Annotated in this window: 21 protein-coding genes and 3 pseudogenes; 8 read left to right on the top strand and 16 right to left on the bottom strand. The window is 57.2% G+C overall.

The genetic code is table 11. The annotated features are described in order from the left end of the window. The 3 genes from R6W86_RS01675 to R6W86_RS01665 all read right to left on the bottom strand — a co-directional run. Window positions 1–1,958 (bottom strand): TRAP transporter large permease subunit (locus tag R6W86_RS01675; protein WP_410327661.1); only part of this gene is annotated, 1,958 nt, incomplete at its 3' end. A gap of 15 nt (window positions 1,959–1,973) precedes the next feature. Beyond that, window positions 1,974–2,984 carry a putative solute-binding protein gene (locus tag R6W86_RS01670; protein ID WP_410327660.1) on the bottom strand — a complete coding sequence of 337 codons (1,011 nt, stop codon included), beginning with the start codon at window positions 2,982–2,984 and terminating at the stop codon, window positions 1,974–1,976. Window positions 2,985–3,043: 59 nt separating this feature from the next. Then, window positions 3,044–4,108 (bottom strand): hypothetical protein, encoded by a 1,065-nt coding sequence (locus R6W86_RS01665; protein ID WP_410327659.1) that lies wholly within the window; start codon window positions 4,106–4,108, stop codon window positions 3,044–3,046. A 374-nt stretch (window positions 4,109–4,482) separates the two neighbouring features. Between R6W86_RS01665 and R6W86_RS01660 the strand changes: the two genes are divergently transcribed. Beyond that, entirely contained in the window at window positions 4,483–6,969 is a 2,487-nt protein-coding gene (locus R6W86_RS01660; RefSeq protein WP_410327658.1) for a penicillin acylase family protein, read from the top strand. A 346-nt stretch (window positions 6,970–7,315) separates the two neighbouring features. On the opposite strand, the gene R6W86_RS01655 is transcribed toward R6W86_RS01660, so the two are convergent. The 9 genes and pseudogenes from R6W86_RS01655 to R6W86_RS01615 all read right to left on the bottom strand — a co-directional run bounded on the left by R6W86_RS01655 (window position 7,316) and on the right by R6W86_RS01615 (window position 13,660). Beyond that, the gene (locus R6W86_RS01655; RefSeq protein WP_410327657.1) at window positions 7,316–7,621 is read right to left on the bottom strand and encodes an AzlD domain-containing protein; all 306 of its coding nucleotides are present in this window, start codon (window positions 7,619–7,621) and stop codon (window positions 7,316–7,318) included. Further along, a complete protein-coding gene (locus R6W86_RS01650; protein WP_410327656.1) occupies window positions 7,614–8,345 on the bottom strand; it encodes an AzlC family ABC transporter permease in 732 nt (243 codons plus the stop codon). Before R6W86_RS01650 ends, R6W86_RS01655 begins: the two co-directional genes overlap by 8 nt. Window positions 8,346–8,348: 3 nt before the next feature. Then, window positions 8,349–9,077: a 2OG-Fe dioxygenase family protein gene (locus R6W86_RS01645; RefSeq protein WP_410327655.1), complete on the bottom strand. Its 729-nt coding sequence runs from the start codon at window positions 9,075–9,077 to the stop codon at window positions 8,349–8,351. Between the two features lie 14 nt (window positions 9,078–9,091). Then, window positions 9,092–10,591 carry a radical SAM protein gene (locus tag R6W86_RS01640; RefSeq protein ID WP_410327654.1) on the bottom strand — a complete coding sequence of 500 codons (1,500 nt, stop codon included), beginning with the start codon at window positions 10,589–10,591 and terminating at the stop codon, window positions 9,092–9,094. A gap of 58 nt (window positions 10,592–10,649) precedes the next feature. Beyond that, entirely contained in the window at window positions 10,650–10,817 is a 168-nt protein-coding gene (locus tag R6W86_RS01635) for a hypothetical protein (protein ID WP_410327653.1), read from the bottom strand. A gap of 188 nt (window positions 10,818–11,005) precedes the next feature. Then, window positions 11,006–11,809: an AraC family transcriptional regulator gene (locus R6W86_RS01630; protein WP_410327652.1), complete on the bottom strand. Its 804-nt coding sequence runs from the start codon at window positions 11,807–11,809 to the stop codon at window positions 11,006–11,008. Window positions 11,810–12,292: 483 nt separating this feature from the next. Further along, window positions 12,293–12,496, bottom strand: a pseudogene (locus R6W86_RS01625) (DUF6979 family protein); the annotation flags it as partial. 556 nt (window positions 12,497–13,052) lie between these two features. Then, the gene (locus tag R6W86_RS01620; protein ID WP_410327651.1) at window positions 13,053–13,367 is read right to left on the bottom strand and encodes a HigA family addiction module antitoxin; all 315 of its coding nucleotides are present in this window, start codon (window positions 13,365–13,367) and stop codon (window positions 13,053–13,055) included. Between the two features lie 12 nt (window positions 13,368–13,379). Then, a pseudogene (locus R6W86_RS01615) lies at window positions 13,380–13,660 on the bottom strand (type II toxin-antitoxin system RelE/ParE family toxin). Window positions 13,661–14,707: 1,047 nt separating this feature from the next. Here R6W86_RS01615 and R6W86_RS01610 point away from each other — a divergent pair. Further along, window positions 14,708–14,899: a hypothetical protein gene (locus tag R6W86_RS01610; protein WP_410327650.1), complete on the top strand. Its 192-nt coding sequence runs from the start codon at window positions 14,708–14,710 to the stop codon at window positions 14,897–14,899. An 86-nt stretch (window positions 14,900–14,985) separates the two neighbouring features. Here R6W86_RS01610 and R6W86_RS01605 read toward each other — a convergent pair whose 3' ends face one another. After that, the gene (locus tag R6W86_RS01605) at window positions 14,986–15,528 is read right to left on the bottom strand and encodes a cysteine hydrolase family protein (protein WP_410327649.1); all 543 of its coding nucleotides are present in this window, start codon (window positions 15,526–15,528) and stop codon (window positions 14,986–14,988) included. Window positions 15,529–15,571: 43 nt separating this feature from the next. Further along, a complete protein-coding gene (locus R6W86_RS01600; RefSeq protein WP_410327648.1) occupies window positions 15,572–16,450 on the bottom strand; it encodes an MBL fold metallo-hydrolase in 879 nt (292 codons plus the stop codon). A gap of 145 nt (window positions 16,451–16,595) precedes the next feature. On the opposite strand from R6W86_RS01600, the gene R6W86_RS01595 reads away from it, so the two are divergent. Beyond that, window positions 16,596–17,549 (top strand): GlxA family transcriptional regulator, encoded by a 954-nt coding sequence (locus tag R6W86_RS01595; RefSeq protein ID WP_410327647.1) that lies wholly within the window; start codon window positions 16,596–16,598, stop codon window positions 17,547–17,549. A 187-nt stretch (window positions 17,550–17,736) separates the two neighbouring features. Here R6W86_RS01595 and gmtX read toward each other — a convergent pair. Next, window positions 17,737–18,402 (bottom strand): annotated as a pseudogene (gene gmtX, locus R6W86_RS01590) (gamma-mobile-trio protein GmtX). Window positions 18,403–18,700: 298 nt separating this feature from the next. Next, window positions 18,701–19,333 (bottom strand): TetR/AcrR family transcriptional regulator, encoded by a 633-nt coding sequence (locus tag R6W86_RS01585; protein ID WP_410327662.1) that lies wholly within the window; start codon window positions 19,331–19,333, stop codon window positions 18,701–18,703. A 131-nt stretch (window positions 19,334–19,464) separates the two neighbouring features. On the opposite strand from R6W86_RS01585, the gene R6W86_RS01580 reads away from it, so the two are divergent. From R6W86_RS01580 to R6W86_RS01560, 5 genes are all read left to right on the top strand, one after another. Then, window positions 19,465–21,276: an acyclic terpene utilization AtuA family protein gene (locus R6W86_RS01580; protein WP_410327646.1), complete on the top strand. Its 1,812-nt coding sequence runs from the start codon at window positions 19,465–19,467 to the stop codon at window positions 21,274–21,276. Continuing rightward, window positions 21,273–22,139, top strand: a complete 867-nt coding sequence (locus tag R6W86_RS01575; RefSeq protein WP_410327645.1) for an SDR family oxidoreductase — start codon at window positions 21,273–21,275, stop codon at window positions 22,137–22,139. The genes R6W86_RS01580 and R6W86_RS01575 overlap by 4 nt, the downstream gene beginning before the upstream one ends. Window positions 22,140–22,149: 10 nt before the next feature. Next, a complete protein-coding gene (locus R6W86_RS01570) occupies window positions 22,150–23,766 on the top strand; it encodes an acyl-CoA carboxylase subunit beta (protein WP_410327644.1) in 1,617 nt (538 codons plus the stop codon). A 448-nt stretch (window positions 23,767–24,214) separates the two neighbouring features. Beyond that, window positions 24,215–25,375 carry a citronellyl-CoA dehydrogenase gene (gene atuD / locus R6W86_RS01565; protein ID WP_410327643.1) on the top strand — a complete coding sequence of 387 codons (1,161 nt, stop codon included), beginning with the start codon at window positions 24,215–24,217 and terminating at the stop codon, window positions 25,373–25,375. Window positions 25,376–25,535: 160 nt separating this feature from the next. Continuing rightward, window positions 25,536–26,281 (top strand): enoyl-CoA hydratase/isomerase family protein (locus R6W86_RS01560; RefSeq protein ID WP_410327642.1); only part of this gene is annotated, 746 nt, incomplete at its 3' end.

Genomic DNA, 26,281 nt, shown 5'->3' with positions numbered 1-26,281 from the left:
CAGAAGGAACCGGTGCGCTCGGCAGCGAGCACTTCCGTTTCCCCGACCACCTGCCGGGTCAGCAGGTGGTTCAACGCCACCGGCGGGCTGAGATACCCCAGCTCGAAGGCAACGAGACACACGATCCAGAAATGCAGCGGATCGATACCCAGCTGGATCGCAGGCTGGGCAATGGTGGCGGATACCAGGATGACGGCGCCGAAAGGGTCCATCACCATGCCGATAATGGTCAGCATCACCACGATCACCAGCATGGCGATCCAGGGACTGGTCAGATTCTCCGGGAACAGCGCATGGACGATGTCCGAACGCTCCAGGATACCGCCCAGGCAGATCGAGAAGCCGATCAGGGCCAGCAGCGCGCCGATATGCACCGCGGAATCGCTGGCGGCCGCAGAGCTTCGGCTCCAGAAGGCGTGGGCCCGGGTCTCGCCATCCTCCCGACTGTCCTTGCCGGCATCCAGCAGTACCAGGGCCAGCATCACCAGCGGCAGGATCAACGGTGCACTGTACTCGTTGAACTTCAGCCCCAGGATGGCCCAGATCGCCATAATCACGATAGCTCCCACGACAACGTAGGGCAGCAACGCCCGAGTCTCGCCGATAGCGGCGCGAAGAGCACCGGGGGCCGGACGGGGTTTCCAGTTGCCCTGGGTTTTGCACACGATCAGCGAGAACAGACTCGCCGACATGATGAACACCCAGAAACCCCAGCTGTACATCTCGGTGGTGGTCACTTCCTTGTTGAGGGCGGCAACCACAACGATCAGCAGACACGGATTGAGAACCACGCCCAGACTGCCGGACATGGCGGTCGTGGCGAGTGACAACTGGCGCCCGGCACCGGCACGCCGAAGTTCATCGTACACAACACCGCCCACAGCAAGAATGAAGATGCCCGATGCACCGGTAAAGGCCGTCGGGAAGGCGGTTGCGAAGATAATCACCGAGGCAAGCAGCGGCGCCGGCAGGTTGAACGGTTTGATGACGTTCAACAGCAGCTCCGGAATCCGGGTCTGCTTGAGCATCATGCCCACCAGCACATACAACCCGATGTTGATGAACATCGATGACAGGTTGGACATCATCCCGAAGTAGATAGCCAGGCCAGAGGCGTAGCCGTCCACCAGGAAGAAATAGCCCATGGCGATCAGGCCCATGCCGCAATACAGCGGGATCACCAGTCCTGAAGATGCCCGGAGCTTACCGGCGCCAACCCGATCCGGAACGTTCAGGAACCTTACCGCGTTGATCACCATGAACAGTCCGAAAACCCCGGCCCAGGCGTACTGGAGAGTCATGGTGTCCTCGGAGCCCGGCGAGGTGGCGAGCTTGCCGAGATAGGCATTCAGGGATAGCACCATCAGTCCGTTGACCACAAACTGCACGCCCTGGCTCAAACGCCACTCGGCCCGGTTGCGTGGCAACCGGAGCGCAATGTGGTCGGTGTCCAGCGCAGCAATCGCTGCCGCCATGGCAAACATGGCAATGAACAAGTACTTGGTGAGCTCGATGTTATCGAGCAGGAACTCGGCAAGTCCCTGTTCCACCGTCTTGAACATACCCAGCGCCGGGGTTGCGTGTTTCAGGTTCTGCTCGTAGACCGCATATTGCTGCTGACACAGCTCGAGGTTGCTCTCCAGGGACTTGCGAATCGCCTCCGGATTGGGCGGCAAACTGAACAGATCGTCGGGGTCGGGCTTGTAGGCAGCCACCCGTTTGGCCACCTCCGCATCGATGTCCATTTCCAGCTGGCACGCGGGTTCCGTGGCATCCGGACTCAGCAGGTAGTAATTCGGCCAGGTCTGCTCACCCACCCACAGCAACCGGGAATGCAGAGAATTCCCCATCCCCAACAACAGGGTGAACAATAGCAATAGCAGGAGGACCGCCCCGTGCATGCGGTGCACGGGGTAAAGAGTCCTTGCGGCCGGAGCGGCCAGAGCTCGCCAGTTCATGCGTATCCCGCCCTGTTATTCGTGGTTGGCCGCGGTGCACTCGGCAGCCGAAGGATTGCTTGCACAACGGACCTTGCTGAGCAGGCTCATCATCTTCGGGTGGTAAACGTCCGGGGCGCCGTTCAGGCCATCCCGCATTTCGATACGGTTCTCGCGGAACATCTCCTGGTAGCCACGAATGTCCTTCTCGGGGATCCGGACCCATTTTTCATCCGGAATCGCCGCTTCCTGCTTCTTGATCAGGTTCATGGCCTGCGGGAACATGTTCCAGGCAACCTCACGGGCTTCCTGGGCGGCTTCGTCATTCAGGACCTCATCCCGGGCGACCATCTGGAGAGTCAGCTGCGCCAGCGGATAATCCACAACGCCACCCTTGTCGCCGATGCCTTTGTACAGCTCGAGGGCCTCATAGGCGAACGCTGGCGCGTAGGCGGTATCGACAGAGCCGTTATTGAACTTGCCGGCAAAGTTGGTGATGTCTGAAGGCACAACGGTCGCTTTCACGTAATTCACCATGTGAATGGCGTCTTTCTGGTAGTCCAGGGTTGCCATTCGCTTGCCGGCCAGTTCACCGGCGGTGTCAATGCTGCGATCATTCACAAAGAGATAACCGGCGCCCACCGGCACAATGCCCAGAACCTCATAACCGTTGTCTTTCATCAGCGGTGCCGCCTTGGGCTGGGCCAGGGTTGCCAGCAGGGTCTTAAGGTTGTCGTACGTAGGAATGGCACCCACGGCACTGATGCTGCCGGTGAACTTGTTGAATGGCCGGATCCGGATATCGGTCGCCGCTACCGCGTCACACTGGCCGGCGTTGAAGTCACCGATGGCGACCCCCTCGTCGGTGTAGGGCTTCAGCTGGAAATCCACCCCGTGGTTCTTCATCTCCAGGGCATAGTCCTTGACGAAGTTGTAGAAGTCACCATTGGCTCCAATAACGTCGAACACGCACATCGAAACACTCTGTGCCAACGCAAAGGGTGATGCTGCTACCAGGGCCATGGCGGTTAGGGATTTGCGGATCATAACGACCTCCGGGTCATTCTTGTGTTTATCGGTTTTTCAGAGGGGTGTGACGGCCTGCCTTACAGCAGGCCATCCAGACTCATGGTTTCAACATTTTCGCTTTGCCGCTCCGGACTCATCTTGCCGAAGAAGGTCTGTGGGGTGCGGTAACCGTAGTTGGCGGACCAGTGCTTGTCCGAAGAGAAGCGGATCACGCCCGCGGCCACCTCATCTACCAGACGGTACTCGCCCCAGACATCAATGGTTGCATTCGCTTCAGCGAAGGAGGCAATGGCTTCCTCCAGTTTGTCCGGGCGGCCAAAAGTTTCGGCGGCCACAGCCTGGAGTGCGTGCGGCACGCGCATGCCTTTCTCGATACCCAACTCGGTGCTGTGCTCAAGCACCTCCCAAGGATCCGGAGACAAGGCAGGCTTGGTATCAGGCAGCAGCAGCCAGACAAGCGCCCGAATCGCGTTGGGCATACCACCCCACTTTTCATTATCCAGACAGGTAGCGGCACGCTCGGCCTGGGGTGCAATGTTTCTGGGCACGCCCGCCATGGCGCCGGAGCTGGCATCATTCACGATCGCCTGCATGCCGGTCAGCAGACCCAGCAGGAAGGTAAGTTCATCCTGCTCACTGAACAGGAAGGGACATTCCAACGGCTCGGCTGCCGGATCGAATTCGTAGGCCGTCATGGCTCTCTGGAAGGAGGCGTAGCGGCGCTTGGCAGTCAGGGCGTTCAGACGCTTGGCCTCTTCCCTCGCATCCTTGGCAGCCTCGACGTTGCCTTGATAATCCGCCCGCAGGTAGGCGAGTTCCGCCTCCCAGGCCTTGTATTCAGCGCAGTTACCCGCGAGCAACATCAGCAGAGAACCTGTGGTATCCGGCGCGGAGGTCACTCGTGAGAAGGAATAGAGCAGCGGGTCGATGCCTTCACCGAGCGCACAGGCCATCTTGGGATCAGACATCTGCAAAACATACGGGGTGGCCTCGCCCTCGGAGTAGTTCGAGAGCACCACACCAGTGGTGGTGTAAATCGGGTTTGCGGAACAGCCGGCAAGCAGGATCAGAGCCCCTGCGGTCAGGAGTTTCAAAGAAGCCACGCGACTGCGGCGGTGTAAGGTAACCAGAATGGAAATCATAGTTCGCCCTGCTTTGCATTGTTTTTATAGATTGAGGGTACCTGTCCAGGTGCCCGTCCGATTTCTGATGACGTAACGTCGCACCAAAAGGTTTCCCTACCCTCGTTGTCCACGGATGCAAGGATGCGACCAAAACTGTCAGACAAAAATGGCTGGAATGCCGAAACGAATATGCCGATGAGGCCAATGGTCCAGATGGAAAGGACTGCACATCCATTTTTTGACACTTATCAATGCATTCAGAGTAACGGTAGGTTCGGACGTGTCGTCTACCCGGTAGGCGAACGAAGATTATCACAGCCAAAGTCCGGAACCTTTTGCCGGTTCGCCCCGTTTCCAGCGTTTCCAAAACAACAAAAGAAGGCGAAACGATGATGAATCCGAAACAAGCCATTCCACTGGCACTGATTCCCTTTATCCTGGCCGGCTGCATTTCCGACAGTGACACGCCTCCCTCATCCACCCCGGGGGACAACACCGAGATTGCGGGAGACAGTCAGACCCTTTACCGGGCGACACTCAGGCGTACATCCTTCGGCATTCCTCACATCGAAGCGGACGACTTCTCCAGCCTCGGTTACGCCTATGGCTATGCCCAGGCCGAGGACAACCTCTGCCTGCTCGTCGAAGATACTCTGACCATCCGGGGCCTGCGTTCCCGCTACCTGGGGCCGGACGGCTCCTATAGCATTCCTTCCAACGGAGCAGTCACAACGAACCTGAACGCTGATTTTTTCTGGCGCACCACCCTGACGGACGAAGCCATTACGCCCTTCAAGGCGAAAAGCGACCCGGAAGTTCTGGACGCTTCGAAAGGCTATGTTCAGGGCTTCAACCGGTATCTGACCGAAATCCGTGAAGGCATGCACCCGGACCGACATCAGGCCTGCCGGGATGAAGACTGGCTGTTCGCCCTGGAAGAGCAGGACATGTACCGGCGCTACCTGCGGCTTGCGGTGCTGGCAAGCTCCTCGGTGTTTGTGGAGGGTATCGCCACCGCCCAACCACCGGAAATCATCGACACTACACTACCTTCCGCAGAGGACCTTCTCTCGGCTCTGGAGGGCGGAGATAGTGAAAACCTGCCATTTCCGTTCAGTAAGGAACTCCCCATCGGCAGCAACATGTACGGCCTTTCAGCAGAGGCAAGCCGGACCGGCGAATCAATACTGTTCGGCAACCCGCATTTCCCCTGGGAGAAAACCGAGCGCCTGTACCTCGCCCATCTGAAAGTGGGCAACGACACCGAAATCATGGGGGCTGCGCTGTACGGGTTGCCAGCTGTGCTCATCGGATTCAACGAGCATTTTGCCTGGAGCCACACGGTATCCAAGGCCTACCGGTTCACCTTCTATGAGCTGACTCTCAACCCGGCGGATCCCACCCAGTACCTCTACGAGGGTGAATACGTCGATATGGAAAGCACCGATATCACCGTTGAAGTGCTGGAGGAAGACGGAACTGTCGGGGAGCGGACCCGAACCCTGTACCGCTCTCAGTATGGCCCGATGCTGACCTTTGAGGCCGCCGGAGTGCCGGTGCTGAACTGGTCTTCCCTGAAGGCCTACACACTCCGTGACGCCAACGCAGAGAACGACCGCCTGCTGAACCAGTTTTTTCGCTGGAACCAGGCGGACAGCTTCGAGGAATTTGTTGACCTGCATGCCAGCGTTCTGGGAGTGCCCTGGGTCAACACCGTCGCCACCGGCCCGGGACAACAGGCTTACTATGGTGATGTCACGGTTGTACCCAACGTACCGGATGAGAAAGCCACCGCCTGCGCCACCGCCCTGTCACCGGTCTTCGACCAGTTGGCTCCCGGCTTGCCGATACTGGACGGTTCACGGGCCGATTGTCAGTGGGACACCGACCCGGATGCACCGGCTGCCGGCATTTTTGGCCCATCCAACCTGCCCACGCTCCGCCGGGACGACTGGGTGCACAACTGTAACGACAGCTACTGGGTCACGAACCCGGCCGAACCGCTCACCGGGTTTGCCGCCATCATCGGCGATGAGGAGACCGCTCGCACACTCAGGACCCGCAAGTGCATGCAGCAGGTTCAGGATCGGCTTGACGGTAGTGACGGCGTGACCGGCAGCCTCGGTTTCGACCTTGGCAACCTCCAGTCGGTGGTACTCAACAGCAGCCTCCTGTCCGAGGAACTCGCCCGTCAGGATGTGCTGGATGCATACTGCCCGCTCGAAACGCTGCTGAGCAGTTCGGGCCAGCCAGTGAACATATCCGAAGCCTGCGAGATCCTGAGGCAATGGGATGGCACTCACAATCTGGACTCCGTGGGCGGCCATATCTGGCGGGAATTCTGGCGCGGCATTGACCCGTTGCCCATCACCTCTCCGGACAAATGGCTGACGCCATTCGACCCGAACGATCCTGTTAACACGCCTGCGAATCTGAACGTCGGCAGCCCGCTGGTGCAGACAGCCTTCGCCGATGGCGTGAAACGCATTCAGGATTCCCCGATTGCCCTGGATGCCGCAGTCCGGGACATCCAGTTCTCGGGCATTCACGACGCGCAGATCCCGATTTTCGGGGGTGAGGGTTTCGAGGGCAGCTTTACCATCGCCAGTTCCCGACCGAATGATCTGAGTGATGGGCGCTATGATGTGAACTACGGCAACAGCTACATCCAGACCGTCACCTGGGGAGAAAATGGCATGCCAAAGGCCGAGGGCTTTGTGACCTACTCCCAGTCCACCGACCCGGCCTCCCCCTACTTCAAGGATATGACTCAGGCCTATTCCGAGAAGCAGTGGATTACCTTCCCCTATACCGAGGAAGCCATCCGTTCCGATCCGAACCTGGTGGAATACCGGCTCGTGGAACTGGCTCGCGATTAACCCGGTCTGGAACGAACAAAGGGCCCCTGTCAAAGTAAATAGTAAACTTTATGTAGGTTGGTGAGTGACTGAATGCACCGCGAGCAGGTGCTCTCGGGGCATTTCTATTTCTTACACAGTATGTAAGCACGTATGTAAAAAAAATACCGTGAGCTTTGTGGAGGGCTCTGCCCTCTCGCCATATGCTGCGATTCACGGGAGGCGTTTTGGAGCTAGCGCTGAACGGATGGGCAAGCTGATGGGCGGTAATAAGTGCGTCTTTGGTCGCAAAGCGAACGTTTAAGCTAGTCGATCAGTGTAAAGAGGCATGCGGACGCGAGAGAACGTTTGTAGTTGTGTATAAGAGCTACCAGGCCAATAGTAAGTAATACGTAAGGCAGCCACCAAGCACGCCCACGAAAAGCCCCCCAAGATTGAGATGGGCCAGCAGAGCTGTGATGCCCAGGGAAACCAGAGCAGCTCCAGCTGACACCTGCATCTCCTGCAAAAAAATATACGCAATAAAGTTCAGGAAAACAGCCGGCGGAAGAATCGTCTCCATCCACTTGGCCAGCCCATCGGGAAACTGAAAGTCAAACAGCACCGGAAGAACTCGAACCAACAGGCTTGTCACGAGCAGAGCCGCAATCGCCATAATTACGCCATCATTCATGTTTTTTCCCCTTGTCCAAAATGATAGCGGTAATGAGGACACTAGGAATCCAGAAATAGGTGGGTCCTAACCACTCATAACAAGCCACGGCCAATACCAGACAGGCCGCGAGCATCACCAAGGGCCGAAGATAAACACCGGACACCTGCATCTTTATTTGCGTGACCGACAGGTAAACCAGCACAACACTGGCCGGAAACCCCAGATGAATACCATTGCTTAACCAAGCACTGGGAATGGCCTGAGCAATCAGCGCGCCGATTACGCCGGAGACGACCCAGAACACGAAGATGGTTGATCGAATGACTAGAGTCTCGAGGACCGTATCGCTGCTTCTTTCTGTGGCATAGGCCTCATCTCCAAGCATGTGTGACACAAATGTTCTGGCAAACACGGTCTTTGGCAATCGTTTGACGGTGGTAAAGGCGATGGGAAAGTAACGACTATTAATCGATGCACAGATCAGGAGCATAGTTAGAAAGCTGGCATCGGTCTCGGAGAGCGGCAGCAACGCGAACTGGCCGCTCCCGGTAAAGCCGAGAAATCCAGCGGCCAGAACTTCGAGCAGGCTCCAGTCCGCCCGGTACGCAAGCACGCCGAATAGCATGCTTACCGGGGCAATCGCAAAAGCGGACGGAAGTACCCTCAGGAAAGCCCGTCGGATAGAAGACGCCTTCCCAAGAGGCCGGTCTACAACGATGTCAAGACTGGGCGAATCGCGCATGGGTTAAGCCAGCGATGACCGTTCGTGAAGGGGGCCGTAGGCCCGATTGTGCCAGCGGTTGATTTCAATGACCCAGATGTCCCGGTAGCCCGCATCCCCGTCTTCGGGCTCGATGTTGGTAGCGTAATGAATGAAACGCTCGTCATCGATCAAAATGGCCTGATTATCGTCCAATGTGGTGCGGAACAAGACGTCGCGGGTTGCAGGATCGATCACCTGGGTTTCCCCCCCTTTCACGTTGTTCCGGCGGGCAACGGCGATCACGCTGAATTCGTGTCCATCCCGATGGGGCCCCTCAGGTACCGTAACACCCTTAAATTCAGCGTTTGTAATAACCCGGATTTGGTTAACGTTGATCTGGAACATGTCATTGAGTTCAACTGGCAACTCATTCAGCACTGCGGCAATTAAAGGCGTAGGGTCCCCAACAATTTGTTCACGATGACGGGGTACGCCGCCAGCCTCGGCCAGTTTGATATAATCGGCCGATTGCACATATTTTCGCTGTGGAAGGGAGGCAAAAAGCCACTCCCCTTCTTCCCAGTATCCAATGTACTGGGTCAAGCGAATCTCTCTGAGTCTCCCCAGACTGTGCATGTCTCGGGGCATATTGTCGAATGAATCCAATAGGCTCTGAGGAATTTTGGGCATATCGATGACGCAATACCCGTTCTCCAAGTAATCCTGATTGGCGCTGTTTTCAAAGGGAATTTTTTCGGCGAAAGCGGTCATGTAGGTATCCTTCCTTAGGCAGGTTCAAGATCAAAGGTGGCAATTTCGTAGGGCTGGATCGCTTCTATGTGCTTTTTGGTGATGCCCCGATAGAAGTCGCAGGCCGATTCCTCGACCGACTTGATCGAGCCGTACTTCTTTTCGAGTGGCCCCAGACAGAGCCCACCACAGAAGCCCTCGATCTCACAGCCACGGCAGAATTCCGGATTCTCCCGACGTAACTCGGCATGGTCCAAATAGGGTTGTTCGTTCAGAATCTTGGTCTCATCCCGAATATCCCCCAGTAACGTAGATCCCGCCTTACAGGAGAACACCGAACCATTCGGCTCGATACTGAACTGGGCGCCCTTCGCCGAGCAGTTTTTAAATCCACGGTAGCTCACCGTGTCGAAACCCAGCATGACCTGGAAAATCTGGTGCCAATAGCCCGTTAACACCACGCCGTTTTCTCGGCCGTACTGAACCAACTGCCAGAGGCGATCGACGATGTTTCCGGCGCCATACTCGGAGTAGAAGGTGGGATCAAAATCAACGACGACACCAATTTCCTTAGCACCAACGTCGACAGCCAAATCGACGATGCCTTCGTTGAAGTCATCCCATGTGGCTGACGTCAGGGCCGCGTTTAGGGCTACCCGGTTGTTATATTGCTGGAGTTTTCTGAGCCCTTTCATGACAACCGGCATGCTGTCATCGCCGTTCTTGAGCGGACGACTAGGACTGTTGGGCGAATCCACACTGACGCACACGGCCACTTCGTACTCCCGGAACGTCTTGGACACCTCGTCGGTGATCAAGGAGCCATTGGTCACCGTCGAGTAGTGGATGATCATGTCATCCTTCTCTCCGCGACCAAACCGCTCCAGCACCGCTTTAATGGTGCGCCAGTTCAACATGGGCTCCCCGCCAAAAAACTGGACCATCACTTCCCTGACGCCTTCCGATCGGGACACTCTTAACGCGGATTCCACATAAGCAACGCCATCTTCCGGCTTCATGGAACGATTCTGGGGACTGTATTGGTGCTCGAACCGCTCTTTCGAGGCATACATGGAGTCTTCAATGTTTACCTTGATGCTGTCTTTGGCAATGATTCGAGACTCTTCAACCTTACTGACCTCATCCTCAACCGACATCTCTTTGCCCTGAACGCCCTCAAAGCAATAGGTGCAACCGAAGTTACACGCGTTGGCCAGAATCAGCTGGATGATATTGACTTTTTTCTCGATCGGCGGCGTGGCCTCTTGTACTTGAGGCACCGGGCTCTCCACCAAGATGCGCCGGGCAATCAGCTGCTGAATCAGTTCCTCTTGTCGATTGCTAGCCTGCCCCCGCAACACGGCTTCCGGTACCGCTTTCTTATGTTTAAAGGATTGCAGAACCTCTTGACCGGCATCGTCCAGAAAGAACAAGCCTCCCAAGAGTCGGTGGTAGGTTGCTGTCTTATCTCCAACCCGCTGCTGGATAATGTCGTCAGATAAAGTGAATGTTTTTGTGTCTACTGCAGTTATCACAAAGCAGCCCTCATCCTTAAGGTGTATCAACGGCCACCCGATTGGGTGGCCTGGTAAATTACTTGGTCAACGAAGTGGCGAGCTGCACACCTTCCAGACCCAGTGTGCCACCGACGGTGCCGCCAACGGTTCCACCGACAGTGCCACCAACGGTTCCGCCGACAGTGCCGCCAACAGTGCCACCGACAGTTCCCGCAACAGGGTTCACTTTGCTCTCAAATTTCATAACTATGTCCCTAAAAAGTGTTTTGAAGTGGGAGGCCTTTGCCTCATTGCCAAGACAAGTAGGCCTCATCCGGACTCCAAATCAGGAACCGGAGCGTGCAAACGCACACTTGGGCTCTTCTGTGGAGTCCCGAGCGATTCTAGGTATTGGGTCAAATCTGCGTCTTGTATGATTGTGCAGATTAGGCGCTAGTTGCGAAGCATCAGGTCCGCCCACCGGCCAGGGGGCAATCCGTACGTTTTGGAGAAGTGATGTGTCATGTGACTTTGGTCAGTAAAACCACAGGCGGCAGCGACGTCCACCAACGCCATCCCAGCGCTGATCATACCCTTGGCCTTATCCAACCGGCGCAGGGTCAGATACCGATAAGGGCTCGTTCCGAACAAAGCACGAAAATCCCTCGACAGACTCCATCGATCCGTCTCGGCAACTTGCTCCAAGCGGTCCATGGTGACCGCTTCGTCGGAGGCGTCGAGCATGAATTGTCGGGCCAATTCAGCCGCTCTGTAGTTTAATTTTTTGCGCCGTGTCTTTTGACCGGACACTTCATTGAGGGCCTGCGCAATCTCATAGATCCCATCATCCTCTTCCAGGCTATCTAGCCGACCGTCCAAATTGGTGAGCAGGTTGGAAATAGCGGAGACGATCCGCGGATCGGATGAAATGCCGTCGGCAACAAACGGCAGGGTTTTTCCTCCCAGCGCCTGCTGAATGTTCTCGGGGGAGAGATAGAGGATCTTATAATGGAAGCCCGCTTCCGTGCCCGCCTCACCATCGTGCAATTCATCCGGATGGATCACCACCGCATTGCCCGGCAGACTGTGTCGCATAGACTTGCGATAGCTGAAACTGTGGACGCCGTTGAGGGTGATGCCTAAGGCGTAGGTGTCGTGTCGGTGCGGAGTAAATCCATGACTAGCAAAAAAAGCCTCCATTCGTTCTATTTTTCTGCTGGGGTGGGAAACCTTCGTCCAATCCTTTGTGTACATCATTCAATCATCCTGATTTTACTTCTAATCCCTAATTCGCTCAGATCGTTGATGAATCTTGATCGCAGCGCTCACCGGGAACCTTATCTAGGCCGTCCAAGTTCATAGCGCGTTTACATCTAGCAGCCGTCGTGACCGCCCCTCGCCACCAAAGTCGCCCCGACCAAAGGATTTACCAGAACCAACGCCGCTACCACCATCGCTTCGACCCACCTTGCCCCCTTCCAACCATCTTAGCGTTAACCGCATCAGGGAAAAGGCCGAACCAGCATAAATAGCAGCGGTGCCACTGCCACAGACCACACCGATCTCGACGTCGGTTGATGGACCGCCACAGACCGAACAACAGGATAGGAAACATCGGACAACACATCCAATTGGCTAATCCCAGATTTCGTTTTTTTTTCAAACAGCTTTGCGCCATAGGAGCTCTGGCTGTGAAGCCAAGAATCGGTTCCCCTTCAACGCATTGACGGGCGCAACGGCTTAGTCGCCGTTTTTGCTCTGGTGTGCATAAATGCCGGCCGGAAGGCCGCAGATTAAGCCTGCATAACACAATCCAATGCCCCCACCTCTATAACCCGCCTTTTTCTGCGGAGCGTCGCTGAATGGAAAGATCCTATTCGCCACGTGGAGCCAAGCCTCGTTCGGGTTCTCAGTGACGCCCACGGCCAGTGATTCAACCGCTAAGACCGCGACTTTTCTTTACCCGCCCAAAGGCAAACTCTCATCGTGTTAAACCCTCCCAGTTAGGGGTGACCTGAATTTCGATTAAACCGAAAGCACCCCCGTCCAATCCAAACCTGTTTCACAAACTTTGTATCTATTTGCTTTCAATAATATACAAGCATCTAACTTCAGATTTCCCTCATTCTCAGAGGCAAATTGGATTCCCTCTAATGCATGAGCCGGCCTCAAGGTAACCAACGAGAGGAGTTCGATTTTGCTCACATAAAAACCTGTATCTTTCGGGCGAGATGTTGAGCGGGAACGTTCGCTTTTGTTTAGCTGAGCTCCGAGTGTGCCCTGGTCGCAAAGCGAACCATGTTCTTTGTAGCAACGGGTGTAACCAGATCGTTTAGCGGGGATCCTTTACCATTCGGAGGACGGAAGTACGAGGGATGCGCAGGGCCTGTCCCGCAACGCGGGATGAGCGAATACCAAACTCGCAGAAGCTCGCCCCGAAGGGTGCGCTCAAGCGACCTCAATCAAAGTGTTGGTGGACAAGAAAGGTGGCTAGCTGAGTTCAGGCAGCCTCATGGTCAGGTTTGCGAGGCGTAATCAGTTTATTGATTTGATCGGATTTCTCCGCACGGGCTCGGCGCAGATCGTAATCGGTCTGCAGATTGAGCCAAAACTGCTCGGTGGTCCCGAAATAACGAGCCAACCGCATAGCCGTATCAGCGGTCACACCACGACGCTCGCGAACAATCTCATTCAGGCGCTGTGCAGGAACATAAAGTTCTTTTGAAAGCGCATTCACACTCATGCCAAGAGGCTCAAGGTAATCCTCAAGCAAAATCTCTCCTGGATGGATAGGGCGCATACCTAAAGTAACCATTGCGCAACCTCCTTAGTGGTAATCAACAATCTCCACGTCTTCCGCCCCTTCATCTGTCCAGCGGAAACACAATCGCCACTGGTCATTGATCCGGATGCTGTGTTGCCCCTCTCTGTCTCCAGAAAGCGGCGCTCAAGTCTATTCCCGGGCGGAGACTTTAAATCTTTAAGAGCTTCAGCACTTAGCAGCTGCTGTAACTTACGCTCGGCCGTTCGCTGTATTGCGGTGAAACGCCGAGTCTTACCTGTTTTTACAAGCTCTTCTGTGTGCTTGCACTTAAAGCTCTTGATCATGAATACCCACCCTATAACGTTACACGTTAAACGTGAAATGCGATTAGGTTATTATATCACAGGTTTTTATAACTGAACCGGGTAGGTAACGGGACACTAGCAGCCTGGTGTCGCCAGAGACACCGCCGCAGCGACTAAGCACTCATCGTTGGATGACCGTGGACGAGCGAACCTAGAAGTTTCAAAGCTCTGTACAATTTATTCGATAGCCCGCAGAGCCCACTGTATAAAACGGTCCGTCAATGTCGAAGTGCTCTGGAAATCCGCACCGAAACGGTAGCGCACGGCTTCAGTAACGGGCATTTGGGGCTCCTGCCGTTTAAAACTAGCTGAACTCACACGGCGTCAAGGACACCATAGAAAAATTTATAGGGTCCATCTTTGCGAAATCCGACTTGCTCATAAAATTCAGCCGCCCCGGAGGCGTTGTGCGCGACCAACCAAGCGCCCCCTCACGCACCCTTGTTTATGCTTTGCAGCAAGGTCTTGCCCATACCCTTTCTTCTGTTTTCTTCCGCAACAAACAACTATTGGATACAAGTAAGCGTGCCAGAGTGCCATGGGTAGGAGTAAGAGAAAATTGCTCCGACTACTTCGCCATTTCCTTCGAGCACAAGACAGCCTTTTGGATCGATTCGATAGAATCGTTGAAGGTAGGCCGAAGCATGTTTTGGTTCCCACATCTCGTTATAGGGCGAGGCTGAGTATGCCTCGCAGAAAATTTGAGCGGCTCGCTCGAGGTCTGCGGCCTCACAGTTCCTAATTCGCATTTTATCTTTCCACGAGTAACCGGGCATTTGATCAAATATGCGATCGCTAGTTTTTCGCAACTCACTGCCACCGACCTCGACTGAGGTCGCAAAGCGGACATTCAGACTTTTGGAACATCTGCACTCAACAACAGCGGTCGTTTTTGAGGGGCCGCCAATATAGATGAGTTCGCCACCAGCCAGCATGGAAGAGGGCATTCAGTATCCGTTCTAAGCGAGTCAGCAATGAATCCTGGTCGATCGATACCATTGAAACGACCGGCTAGAAATGCTTCTAGTGTCCCGTCTGGTTAATTCGCTGACCTACTGCGTGGCGCTGGGGACCCTGGCCAAGGCGCCAGTACGCAGGTGTGGTGGTTCCACATCAAGTGCTGGCAACACCGGTCAGGGGCCCCAGCGCCGCGCCCTTCGGGAGCCACTGAGAGCCTTGATAGCTGCGTTGCTCTCAAGGCTCTCAGTGGCTCAGTAGGTCAGCGAATTAACCAGACGGGACACTAGCCGGTCAGTGTTCAGTTTACGGGAGCAACCACGGGACAGATACGAAGAGCAGGATCCTCACAGGTAATCCCGGGTGGACTGGACACTCGCATAGGCAAACCCAAGAGCCGCCATAGCCGTGGCATGAACCTGTGCCGCAGGCACGGTCATACCGTTGAACTCCAGATCCATCGTGGCGCAGGCATCTTCTAGCACAGTGACCTTGTAGCCAAAGTCTGAAGCGGCGCGGCTGGTAGCCTCGATGCACATATGGCTCATGGCGCCGATCACCACGACTTCCTCTATGTCGTTAGAATCCAGCAGCTCTTTCAGGTTGGTCTTCAAGAATGAGTTGGGGTAGTTCTTGAGAATAACCGGCTCATCACCTTTCGGTGCCACGGATTCGTGGATGTTGATGCCGTCTGAACCCGGCGTGAATACAGGCGCATTCGGGTCCGGAAACTCGTGGTGAACGTGCACCAGCAGGTCTTTGTTCTGACGCGTTGCATCTATCACCTGTGCCGCCTTGGCGGCTGCCTGTTCGATGTTCACCAGCGACAGTTTGCCGGAGGCAAAGTACTCATTCTGGATATCGACAACAATAACGGCTCGTTTGGTCATTAGACTGTTCCTCGTTTGGTCATATGTTTCAGATGTGTTTTGGTCAGAAAGAAAGAATCTCACCATCCGCCGGGATCAAAACCTGATGGGCAATACCCTCGTTCTCTACGAACTCTGCCAGCTCCTCGCGGCTCAGGGTCATATGGTTCACCGCATCCATGTGCACGGCGACAATGTCCGCATCCGGTAAAGCTCGGTGTACGCGCAGGGTATCTTCTTTGCCCATGATGATCGGGTCGCCCTCAAAGCCGGTAAATTCCGCAGCGCCGGCATTCAGCACCACAACATCTGGCTGGAAGCGCTCCAGAGACTGCACCACTTCATCACGCCACACGGTATCGCCTACCACGTAAGTGGTTTCCTGCCCTTCTGCCTCAAAAACCACGCCCATGATTTCACCGAGCGCCTTGGCCAGCTCGGGAATGGCATAAAGGGTATTGGAGCCGTGTTGTCCGCCGGTTTTATGGAGTGTCACACCGCCAAATTCCGCCTGACCATCCAGGATGCGCACATCCTTGAAGCCTTGTGAACGGATCATCTCGGCATCCGCCGCGTTCTGCACAAACAGGGGAATGTTCTTCGGCAACAGCTTCTGGGCAGCATCGTCCCAGTGGTCCAGGTGGGTGTGGGTTACGATCACCACATCGGTACCCTCGATCACATCTTCAGCGGCCATGGGCAAGCCCACCAAAGGATTACGCAGCTCACTCCGGTAAGTGTTCGGAAAGCCCGGGTAAGCCCCCTGGTCGGCCAGCATGGGGTCGATCAGAAAGGTGGTCTCTCCGTAAGTAACCTTGATTGTGGCACTACGGATTTGCTGTATCTGGTGGCTGGATTCCCGGGTATCCGATTCGGCGAAAGCAGCGCCAGTAAAAACAGTCGAAGCCAGCATCAGGGCGCCAGCGAAGGTTTTGATCAACATGGTGTTTATCCTCCAACAGGGTGTTCGTTGATGGAATAAAGTCTACGGAGATCTGATCACCACCAATATTGACCTGAAAGACAATTATCGAAAGAATCGGGCCAAACAGTTATCATCAGATCTACTAAACCTCAGGAGTGACACCGTGGCACTACCCAAAGTCGGGCTTGTCCTTCACCCGCAATTTAGCCCCTTCCATTTCTCTGTGCCCTATATGGTGTTCAGTATTGCCCTGCCAGAAGGCCCCTTGTTCGAGTTGCTGATTATCACCCCGGACGGAAAGCCCCTGGCATCCGAGAAAGCCATGACCGTGCAGCCGGATGGCGGGCTGGAACTATTGGATGCGGTTGATATTGCGGTGGTACCCGGCTGGCATGATCTGAGCGAAGCCCCACCGCCGCAATTGGCGGAGGCACTCACCCGCTGCCATGAACGGGGCGCGCATGTGGTAGGCCTTTGCTACGGCACCTATGCGCTGGCCTATGCGGGTTTGCTGGATAACAAGAGAGCCTCGACCCACTGGCTGGCAGAACAGGACTTCCTACAGCGGTTTCCGCAGGTGAACCTGGATACCAACGCTCTTTATGTGGAGGATGACCGGCTGGTTACCTCTGCTGGCACGGCGGCGGGGCTGGATTGCTGCCTGTTTCTGGTGCGGGAGTACTATGGCGCCAAGACTGCCAATACCCTTGCCCGCCTGATGGTAGTTCCGCCGCACCGGGAAGGTGGCCAGGCCCAGTTCATCGAACAGCCGGTCGCGATTTCCACCCAGGATGCGCACATTAACCGACTGCTTGATTATCTGCGGGAACATCTGGCCGAAACACACACCATCGATGAGCTGGCCACCCGCACCGCCATGAGTCGGCGCACCTTCACCCGCCACTTCCAGAAGGCGACGGGCATGACGGTGATGGAGTGGTTGGTGAGTGAACGACTTCGGCGAGGACGGGAACTGCTGGAAACCACATCGCTGTCTGTGGAAGCCATCTCGGAAAGAATCGGCTTCCACACGGCAACGTCATTCCGGCAGCATTTCAAGCAACGTCACCACGTGAGCCCTCGTGACTGGCGCAGGACCTTTGGAGTGGTGGCCTGACAATCCAGGCCACCAGCAACGCCGCTCGATCTATTACTTGGTCAACCACTAGGCGAGTTCACATTCATCGTGATCCGGGTAGTAAATACCGTTTGCCCATCCTCATCAATCAATCCAGCCACCAGTTCAGCGGTGTTGCACTGAAGGGGCACTACCAATGTTCGCTTTTGTTTATTCCCGGCCATCACTAATCAATCTCACCCAGTATCTTTTTGATGGCTTTCATGAAGCCGCGAGGCAATATTTCCGTACCGACCTCATCTTTTGCCTGCCCCAGGACATTCGCTTGAAAACCGAGCTTATCCAGCCATTCATCCGTCAAGACGGTCTGCAACGCCTTAATCCCGTTGTCGGAGCAAATGCCTTTCAAGGACGGGAGCAACTCGGCGCTCGTTTCGGACTGGGCTTGGCTATACGCAGTGGGGCGCTTGTCGATGACGATTTGGGTTTAGTTCTTGAGCATGTTGGCTTCGCTCTTCTAGCGATCCCGCTCACGGATGATTTGCCCGAAAAGGGCTCGTACAGCCGTATAATCAATCTTCTCTAGCAGTTGATAGTCCTGGCTGGTTTTCTTGCCAGGCCCGACCGGTGGTTTCTTCGTGGTTGTCTTAGCCTTTGCGGCCCATGCCTCGACCAGATCCCGATAATGCTTGTTGGCCGTTGCGCGGATCGACTGGTAACCCACGCCGCCATTTTCCTCAGAGACCCTCCCAATCGTGGTGATGGAGAAGTCTCGCGCACCTGACTCGTAGTAGTCCTTCAGGGTCTGGTTGAGCTTATCCAGAGATGACTGCGTCTTAGCGGTTTTGCCGTCTTTGAGAGTGTCCAAGATGGCTTCAATGTCGATGTTCATTCGGCCACCTCCACTGCACTGATTCGTTTCATAGAGCTAGGCGATAGGGTGATCGAAGCAATCCTTTTGATCGCCTCAACCCCGGATTTCAGCATCCCGTCATTTTACATGAACTCCTGCGCCTCAATGTAATTGATCGCGATCCGTAAGCCCTCAAGCTTATCTTCTGGGTCTGCGATCTTGGCCATCTTACGCAACATCGCGTTACCCACAACCAGTTGAGTGTGTTCGTCCATTTCCATAAAGATAGGCTTGTACCCGGAAGCTCCAGGGCCCTTTGTTTTACAGCAGACGCCTTTCAGGGCGTTGCCGGAAATCCGAGCATGGCCATGACCTGATCGGTCAGTCCATCCAGGGTCAGCCCACCCCGCTCCGGCCGGTACCAGGTGACGGTCCAGCTCAGGGCGCCGGTCAGCATGCGCCGAACCACGAAAGGCTCAGCCAGTAACCGGCCCTGGTCTCGCAGGACACCGAGCACATCCAGCCAGAGCGCTTCATAGATATCCCGCAGCTCCAGAACGTCAGCCTGGGAATCCGCGGACAGGCTGCGCCACTCGAAGACCAGAACCGCCATGGCTTCACCGGTCTGGCCATTGATCGATTCCAGCTCGGCACGAACCAGTGCCCGGAGCTTGTCTTTCGGTGTTTCCGCCGCCTCCATGGCCGCCTGCATCAGGGCGGTGTTCAGCCGGATCGTCTCCACCATCACCGCCTTGAGGATTTCCTCCTTGGTGCGGAAATGGTGGAACAGGCTGCCGGACTGAATGCCCACGGCGGCAGCCAGATCCCGGACCGTCGTGCGTTCATAGCCCTTTTCCCGGAACAATCGGGCCGCTTCCTTCAGCAACCGGCCGCGGGCGCCCTGAGGGTCGGAAACGAGGTTTTCGGCGATGAGAGACTGGAGGATCTGGTTCTGGCTCACTAAGGCTATCCGGTTGGCTGATTAGGCCTTTAATACTACCTCAAATTTGCCTGTTTACAAACCAAGCGCTTGCTTGGTATTGTGATTTCCATCCTCCCATAAACCCGCCGGATGCGGGTGACAAAAACAAGGCAGAGAAGATGTCAGATTCCAACCGCGACAATGTGCGTATCGGCTGCTCCGCCGCCTTCTGGGGCGACACCGAGACCGCTGCCGCCCAGCTGGTCAGGAAAGGCAATATCGACTACCTGGTGGCGGACTACCTGGCAGAGATCACCATGTCGATCATGGCTGGCCAGAAGATGAAGGACCCGACCCAGGGTTATGCCCGGGATTTCGTACAGACCGTGATGGGCCCTTTGCTGGGCGAGATCAAAGAAAAAGGCATCCGGGTACTGGCCAATGCCGGCGGCGTGAACCCGGTGGCCTGCCGCGACGCCCTCCAGGATATGTGTGACAAGGCGGGTGTCGATCTGAAGATAGCCCTGGTCCTCGGTGACGACCTGCTGATGAAGAAGAAAAAACTCAGCGATGCCGGCATCACCGAAATGACCACCGGCCAGCCCATGCCGGGCATGATGGTCAGCCTCAACGCCTACCTGGGCGCACCAGGCCTCGTGACCGCCCTGGAACAGGGAGCCGACATTGTTATTACCGGCCGAGTGGCGGACAGCGCCCTGGTGCTGGCACCGCTCATGCACGAGTTCGGCTGGCAGTGGGACGACTACGACAAGCTGGCCCAGGCCAGCCTCGCCGGTCATCTTCTCGAGTGCGGCGCCCAGGCCACCGGTGGCAACTTCACCGACTGGCAGGACGTAGCCGACGGCTATGCCGACATGGGTTTCCCGATCGCCGAAGTCAGCGCCTCGGGCGATTTTGCCATCACCAAGCCCGTGGACACCGGCGGCATGGTCAGCCGGGGAACCGTCGCTGAGCAACTGGTCTATGAGATTGGTGATCCCCGCGCCTACCTGCTTCCCGATGTGGTATGTGATTTCACCGGGGTCACCCTCGAAGAGTCTGGCCCCGACCGGGTAACGGTCAAAGGGGCCCGTGGCCAGGCTCCCACCGACAGTTACAAGGTCTCCGGCACCTGGCCGGACGGTTTCAAGTGTACCGTCACTTTCCTGCTCGCCGGCCTCGATGCCCGGGCCAAGGCCCGGACCGTGGCCGAGGCCATTCTGGCCAGAACCTCTCGCATGTTCAGCGAACGGGGCCTGCCGGACTATTCCGGAACCAGCATTGAACTGCTGGGCACCGAAACCACCTATGGCGCCCACGCCCGCGGCCAGGACTGCCGGGAAGTGGTGGTGAAGATCAGCACCGCCCATCCGAAGAAGGAGGCCCTGGTACTGTTCTCCCGGGAAATCGCCCAGGCCGCCACCGGCATGGCACCGGGAATTACCGGTATTGTCGGCGGGCGCCCGACCGTCTGGCCCAAGATCCGGCTCTGGTCCTGCCTGGTCCCGAAGACGGACGTCCCGGTAACCGTGGATCTCGGAGGAGAACAGGCGCCAGTGTCGATCCGCACGGATGGCGGCTTTGATCCGGACCGACGGCCGTCACTTCCCGAAGCCGCAGCCACTTCGGAAACCGACCTGGTAGTCCCATTGATCGAACTAGCCTGGGCCCGCAGCGGCGACAAGGGTGACCACAGCAACATCGGTGTCATCGCCCGCGACCCCGCGTTCGAGCCCTACATCGCCGCCGCCCTGACCGAGGCCGCCGTCGCCGACTGGATGGCCCACACTCTGAATCCCGAAACCGGCAAGGTTACCCGCTGGTCCCTGCCCGGCCTGAACGCCTTCAACTTCCTGTTGGAACACAGCCTCGGGGGTGGCGGTGTCGCAAGCCTGCGGATCGATCCCCAGGGCAAGGCCTTCGCCCAGCAGCTTCTGGAATTCCCTGTGCCCATCAGCCGGGCCGTGTATGAAAAAGGACAAAAACGATGAGTTATCGCTCTGTATTCCAGCCCGACCTGTTCAAGGGCCGTGTCTATATCGTCACCGGTGGTGGCTCCGGTATCGGCCGTTGCACTGCCCATGAGCTGGCCTCCCTGGGCGCAAGGGTGGCGCTGGTCGGCCGAAAGCAGGAGAAAGTTGACGCTGTGAAGGCGGAAATCACCGAGGACGGCGGGCTCGCCTCGGCCCACGTGTGCGACATCCGCGAAGAAGAATCCGTCAAGGCGACGGTCGCCGCCATCATCGCCGAACACGGCGGCCTTGACGGCGTGGTCAACAATGCCGGTGGCCAGTTTGCGTCTCCCCTGACCGGCATCAACCAGAAAGGCTGGGAAACCGTAGTCCGAACCAATCTTACCGGCGGCTTTCTGATGGCCCGTGAAGCCTACACCCAGGCTCTGAGCAAAACCGGCGGCGCCATCGTGAACATCGTCGCCGACATGTGGGGCGGCATGCCCGGCATGGGACACTCCGGTGCAGCCCGGGCCGGGATGGTGAACTTCACCCAGACCGCCGCCGTTGAATGGGCTCCGTCTGGAGTCCGGGTCAACGCCGTAGCTCCCGGCTGGATTGCCTCCAGCGGCATGGACAACTATCCGGCCCACATGAAGAACTGGATCCGCAGCCTCGCCGATGCCGTGCCGGTCAAGCGCCTGGGCACCGAATCCGAAGTCAGCGCCGCCATCTGCTTCCTGCTCAGCCCGGCCGCCGCCTTCATCTCCGGTGATTGCCTGAGAATTGACGGTGCCGCCTCCCAGGGAGGACGTGTCTGGCCGATGCCGAAAGCCAAAAACAACGAGGCCTGGAACGGCTTTCACCGCGCCGTGACCCCGAAGGTACTGAGCGAGGACTGAGGAAACAGACATGCAGGTACTCGAAACCACCATCACCCCCCAGTCCGACGACTTCCGGGCCAACGCCGAAGCCATGGAGGCCCACATCCGGACCTTCCGCGAGGTCGAGCAAAAGGTCCTGGACCTGGCCGAATCGGCTCGGGAAAAATTCACCAAACGGGGCAAACTCCTGCCCCGGGACCGGATCAACCGGTTGCTGGACCGGGGCAGTGAGTTTCTGGAACTCTGCTCCCTGGCCGGTTATAAGATGCACGACGACAAGGATGGTTCCCAGGCCGGCGGCGGCATCATCGCCGGCATCGGCACCGTTAGCGGCGTCCGCTGCCTGGTCGTGGCCAGCAACAGTGCCATCAAGGGCGGCACCATCACCCCGGCCGGCCTGGACAAGACCCTGCGGCTCCAGCAGATCGCCATGGAGAACAAACTGCCCGTGGTGTCCCTGTCCGAAAGCGGCGGCGCCAACCTCAACTACGCCACCGACATTTTCGTGCTCGGGGCCAGGGGATTCGCCAACCAGGCCCGCATGTCCGCCGCCGGCATCCCCCAGGTTACCGTGGTTCATGGCAACGCCACCGCCGGCGGCGCTTACCAGCCGGGGCTTTCGGACTACGTCATCACTGTGCGTAAGCAAGCCAAAATGTTCCTGGCCGGCCCGCCCCTGCTGAAAGCCGCAACCGGCGAAGTCGCCACTGACGAAGAACTCGGCGGCGCGGAAATGCACGCCACCGTGGCTGGCACCGCCGAATACCTCGCCGAAGACGACGCCGACGGCATCCGCCAGGCCCGGGAAATCCTCGGCGCCCTGCCCTGGAACGAACATCTCCCGCCGCAACGTGAGATGAGCTGGGAGCAGCCCCTGTACCCGGCCGAAGAACTACTGGGCGTGATCCCCGCCGATTCCAAGAAGCCCTACGATGTGCGGGAAATCCTCGCCCGTATCGCGGACGGCTCCCGGTTCCTGGACTTCAAGAACGGTTACGACGACCAGACCGTATGCGGCACCATCCGCATTGAAGGCCACTCTGTCGGCATCATCGGCAACAACGGCCCGATCACCCCGGAAGGCTCCACCAAGGCCGCCCAGTTCATCCAGCTCTGCGACCAGGCCGGCACCCCGATCCTGTTCCTGCATAACACCACCGGATTCATGGTTGGAACTCATTCCGAACAGAACGGGATCATCAAACACGGGTCAAAGATGATTCAGGCAGTGGCGAACTGCCGGGTGCCCAAGTTCGCAATTGTGGTTGGCGGTTCCTATGGTGCAGGTAACTACGCGATGTGTGGCCGAGGCCTCGACCCCCGTTTCATCTTCGCCTGGCCAAACAGCCGGACGGCCGTCATGGGTCCGGCGCAGGCGGGCAAGGTGATGCGCATCGTGGCGGAGGAGAAGCAGCGCCGGGGCGGCATGGAGCCGGATGCCAAGACGTTGGATTTCCTGGAACAGGCGACGGCCAAGAAACTGGAGGAGGGCTCCACGGCTCTGTACGGCACGGCACGGCTCTGGGACGACGGCCTGATCGATCCACGGGACACCCGGCGGGTGCTCGCTCTGGTCCTGTCAGTCTGCCGCGAGGCCGAGATTCGGCAGCTACGGCCCAATAGTTTTGGTGTGGCCCGGTTTTAAAGGTTTGTCTGGGAGTTGAATTCAGCACTCAGGACTGGTCGTTTTGGAGTGGGCACTGTCTGGGGAAGGGTGGCCAAAAACCGCTACGAGCACGTCCATGTGCGCTTGTTTCAGGCCATCCCTGGCCTTCAACATTTTTGGCCACCCTTCCCCAGACAGCGCAATCATGCCACGAGTTAACGCACTGAGATCAAGCTGGTCCCGTTAAATATGAGAGCTCTACTGCCAGAACAACAGATTGTCAGAAGGAAGCAACAAATTCGCAGATTTTGGCGGGTGTGTGGGAGCGCCTTCAGAAAATGTAGAGGGCCATGGATGGCCCGAAACAAGCCCACAGGGACGTGCTTGTCGGCGGTTTTCTGAAGGCGCTCCCACACAACCGCCACCCAAGCTAACGAACGTGCACCAATACAAGCAGGCACGAACTAACACAACGGAGAACAAGAACGTGAAATTCACAGCCGAACACGAAGCCCTGAGGAAAACGGTAAGAGACTTCGTTGAAAAAGAGATCAACCCCTACTGCGACGAATGGGAAGAAGCCGGCGAGTTTCCCATCCATGACCTGTTCAAGAAACTCGGCAACCTAGGAATCCTAGGCATCCAGAAACCCGAGGAATACGGTGGCATGGGCCTCGATTACAGCTACAACCTCGTTGCGGCCGAAGAACTGGGAACGGCTCTTTGCGGTGGCGTGCCGCTTGCGATTGGCGTCCAGACCGACATGTGTACCCCAGCCCTCGCACGCTTCGGCTCCGACGAACTCAAACGGGACTTCCTCGCCCCGGCCATTGCCGGTGACATGGTGGGCTGTATCGGCGTGAGCGAGGTCGGCGCAGGTTCAGACGTTGCCGGTCTGAAGACGACCGCGAGGAAAGACGGCGATGACTACATCATCAACGGCTCGAAGATGTGGATCACCAACTCGCCCAAAGCGGATTTCATTTGTCTGCTGGCCAACACCAGCGACGACAAGCCGCACAAGAATAAATCCCTGATCGTGGTGCCGATGAATTCTCCCGGCATCACCTTCAGTCCGCATCTGAACAAGCTTGGGATGCGGTCCTCAGAAACCGCCCAGATCTTCTTTGACGACGTCCGCGTGCCCCAGCGTAACCGGATCGGTGCCGAAGGTACCGGGTTCATGATGCAGATGCTTCAGTTTCAGGAGGAGCGAATGTGGGGTGCGGCCAACGTCATCAAGGCTCTGGAGGTCTGTATCGACAAAACCATCGAGTACTGCCGGGAGCGCAAGACCTTCGGTCAGCCCCTGCTGGACAACCAGTACATCCATTTCCGGCTGGCGGAGCTGCAGACAGAAGTAGAGGCTCTGCGGGCGCTGACTTATCAGGCCTGCGAGCTGCACATTGCCGGCAAGGACGTGACCAGGCTGGCGTCCATGGCCAAGCTCAAGGCCGGCCGCCTGGGGCGTGAGGTGACGGACAGCTGTCTTCAGTACTGGGGTGGTAACGGTTATATGTGGGATAACCCGGTGTCCCGGGCTTACCGGGATGTCCGGCTGGTGTCCATCGGCGGCGGTGCCGACGAAATCATGCTCGGGATTATCTGCAAGCTGATGGGCACGTTGCCCGGCAAAAAACGCGACTGATCAAGACTAAAAATGGCGCAAGACCGGCACCCCGGGAACACTGTCCAGGACACGCCACGAGTACGTCCATGTAGGCTCGTTTCGGGCCGTCCATGGCCCTCAACGGTCCTGGACAGTGTTCCCGGGGCACCGGCCCCAGACAATTTTCGTGGAGTCGGTAATGGAACAGCTACCTCATTGCGAAACGCTTCTTCTTGAAAAACAGGGCCCAACCCTGTTTTTAACCATCAACCGCCCGGACGTCCGCAACGCCATGAGCCTGCAGATGGTGGCGGAACTGGCAACGATCTTTACCCAGATCGAACACGACGAAACCATCCGCGCCGTCGTCATCCGCGGAGCCGGAGGCCACTTCTGCGCCGGTGGCGATATCAAGGACATGGCCGGGGCGAGAGGCCAGAAACCGGAAGACGGCCAGCACGACCCGTTCTACAAACTGAACCGGGCCTTCGGTCAGATGATCGAGCAGGTTAACGAATCCTCAAAGGTCGTTATCGCGGTGGCCGAAGGTGCTGTCATGGGTGGAGGCTTCGGCCTGGCCTGCGTCTCCGACGTCGCCATCGCCGGACCCACAGCCAAGTTCGGAATGCCGGAAACCACCCTGGGCGTTATCCCCGCACAGATCGCCCCGTTCGTGGTGGAACGCATCAGCCTGACCCAGGCCCGTCGGCTGGCCCTGCTCGGCCTTCGGATTGACGCCAAAGAAGCCTGTGCTCTGGGCATAGTCCATCAGGTTGCGGAAACCGACGAAGACGTGGACCAACTCCTGGAACAGGCCCTTGAACGCGTCCGTCTTTGTGCCCCCAACGCCACGGCCGAGACCAAGGCGCTGCTGCACCGGGTCGGCCACGAACCGATGCATAAACTCCTGGACAGCGCCGCGGAAAAATTCGCAGAGGCCATCCG

This window comes from Marinobacter sp. (genome assembly GCF_046484525.1).
GTDB lineage: Bacteria > Pseudomonadota > Gammaproteobacteria > Pseudomonadales > Oleiphilaceae > Marinobacter.
This window is presented reverse-complemented; position numbering and strand designations above follow the sequence as displayed.

What these genes read in the sequence shown, in the direction of transcription:
- R6W86_RS01670 (WP_410327660.1), bottom strand. Translation starts at nt 2,984, where the DNA reads ATGATCCGCAAATCCCTAACCGCCATGGCCCTGGTAGCAGCATCACCC.
- R6W86_RS01665 (WP_410327659.1), bottom strand. Translation starts at nt 4,108, where the DNA reads ATGATTTCCATTCTGGTTACCTTACACCGCCGCAGTCGCGTGGCTTCT.
- R6W86_RS01660 (WP_410327658.1), top strand. Translation starts at nt 4,483, where the DNA reads ATGAATCCGAAACAAGCCATTCCACTGGCACTGATTCCCTTTATCCTG.
- R6W86_RS01655 (WP_410327657.1), bottom strand. Translation starts at nt 7,621, where the DNA reads ATGAATGATGGCGTAATTATGGCGATTGCGGCTCTGCTCGTGACAAGC.
- R6W86_RS01650 (WP_410327656.1), bottom strand. Translation starts at nt 8,345, where the DNA reads ATGCGCGATTCGCCCAGTCTTGACATCGTTGTAGACCGGCCTCTTGGG.
- R6W86_RS01645 (WP_410327655.1), bottom strand. Translation starts at nt 9,077, where the DNA reads ATGACCGCTTTCGCCGAAAAAATTCCCTTTGAAAACAGCGCCAATCAG.
- R6W86_RS01635 (WP_410327653.1), bottom strand. Translation starts at nt 10,817, where the DNA reads ATGAAATTTGAGAGCAAAGTGAACCCTGTTGCGGGAACTGTCGGTGGC.
- R6W86_RS01630 (WP_410327652.1), bottom strand. Translation starts at nt 11,809, where the DNA reads ATGATGTACACAAAGGATTGGACGAAGGTTTCCCACCCCAGCAGAAAA.
- R6W86_RS01620 (WP_410327651.1), bottom strand. Translation starts at nt 13,367, where the DNA reads ATGGTTACTTTAGGTATGCGCCCTATCCATCCAGGAGAGATTTTGCTT.
- R6W86_RS01605 (WP_410327649.1), bottom strand. Translation starts at nt 15,528, where the DNA reads ATGACCAAACGAGCCGTTATTGTTGTCGATATCCAGAATGAGTACTTT.
- R6W86_RS01600 (WP_410327648.1), bottom strand. Translation starts at nt 16,450, where the DNA reads ATGTTGATCAAAACCTTCGCTGGCGCCCTGATGCTGGCTTCGACTGTT.
- R6W86_RS01580 (WP_410327646.1), top strand. Translation starts at nt 19,465, where the DNA reads ATGTCAGATTCCAACCGCGACAATGTGCGTATCGGCTGCTCCGCCGCC.
- R6W86_RS01575 (WP_410327645.1), top strand. Translation starts at nt 21,273, where the DNA reads ATGAGTTATCGCTCTGTATTCCAGCCCGACCTGTTCAAGGGCCGTGTC.
- R6W86_RS01570 (WP_410327644.1), top strand. Translation starts at nt 22,150, where the DNA reads ATGCAGGTACTCGAAACCACCATCACCCCCCAGTCCGACGACTTCCGG.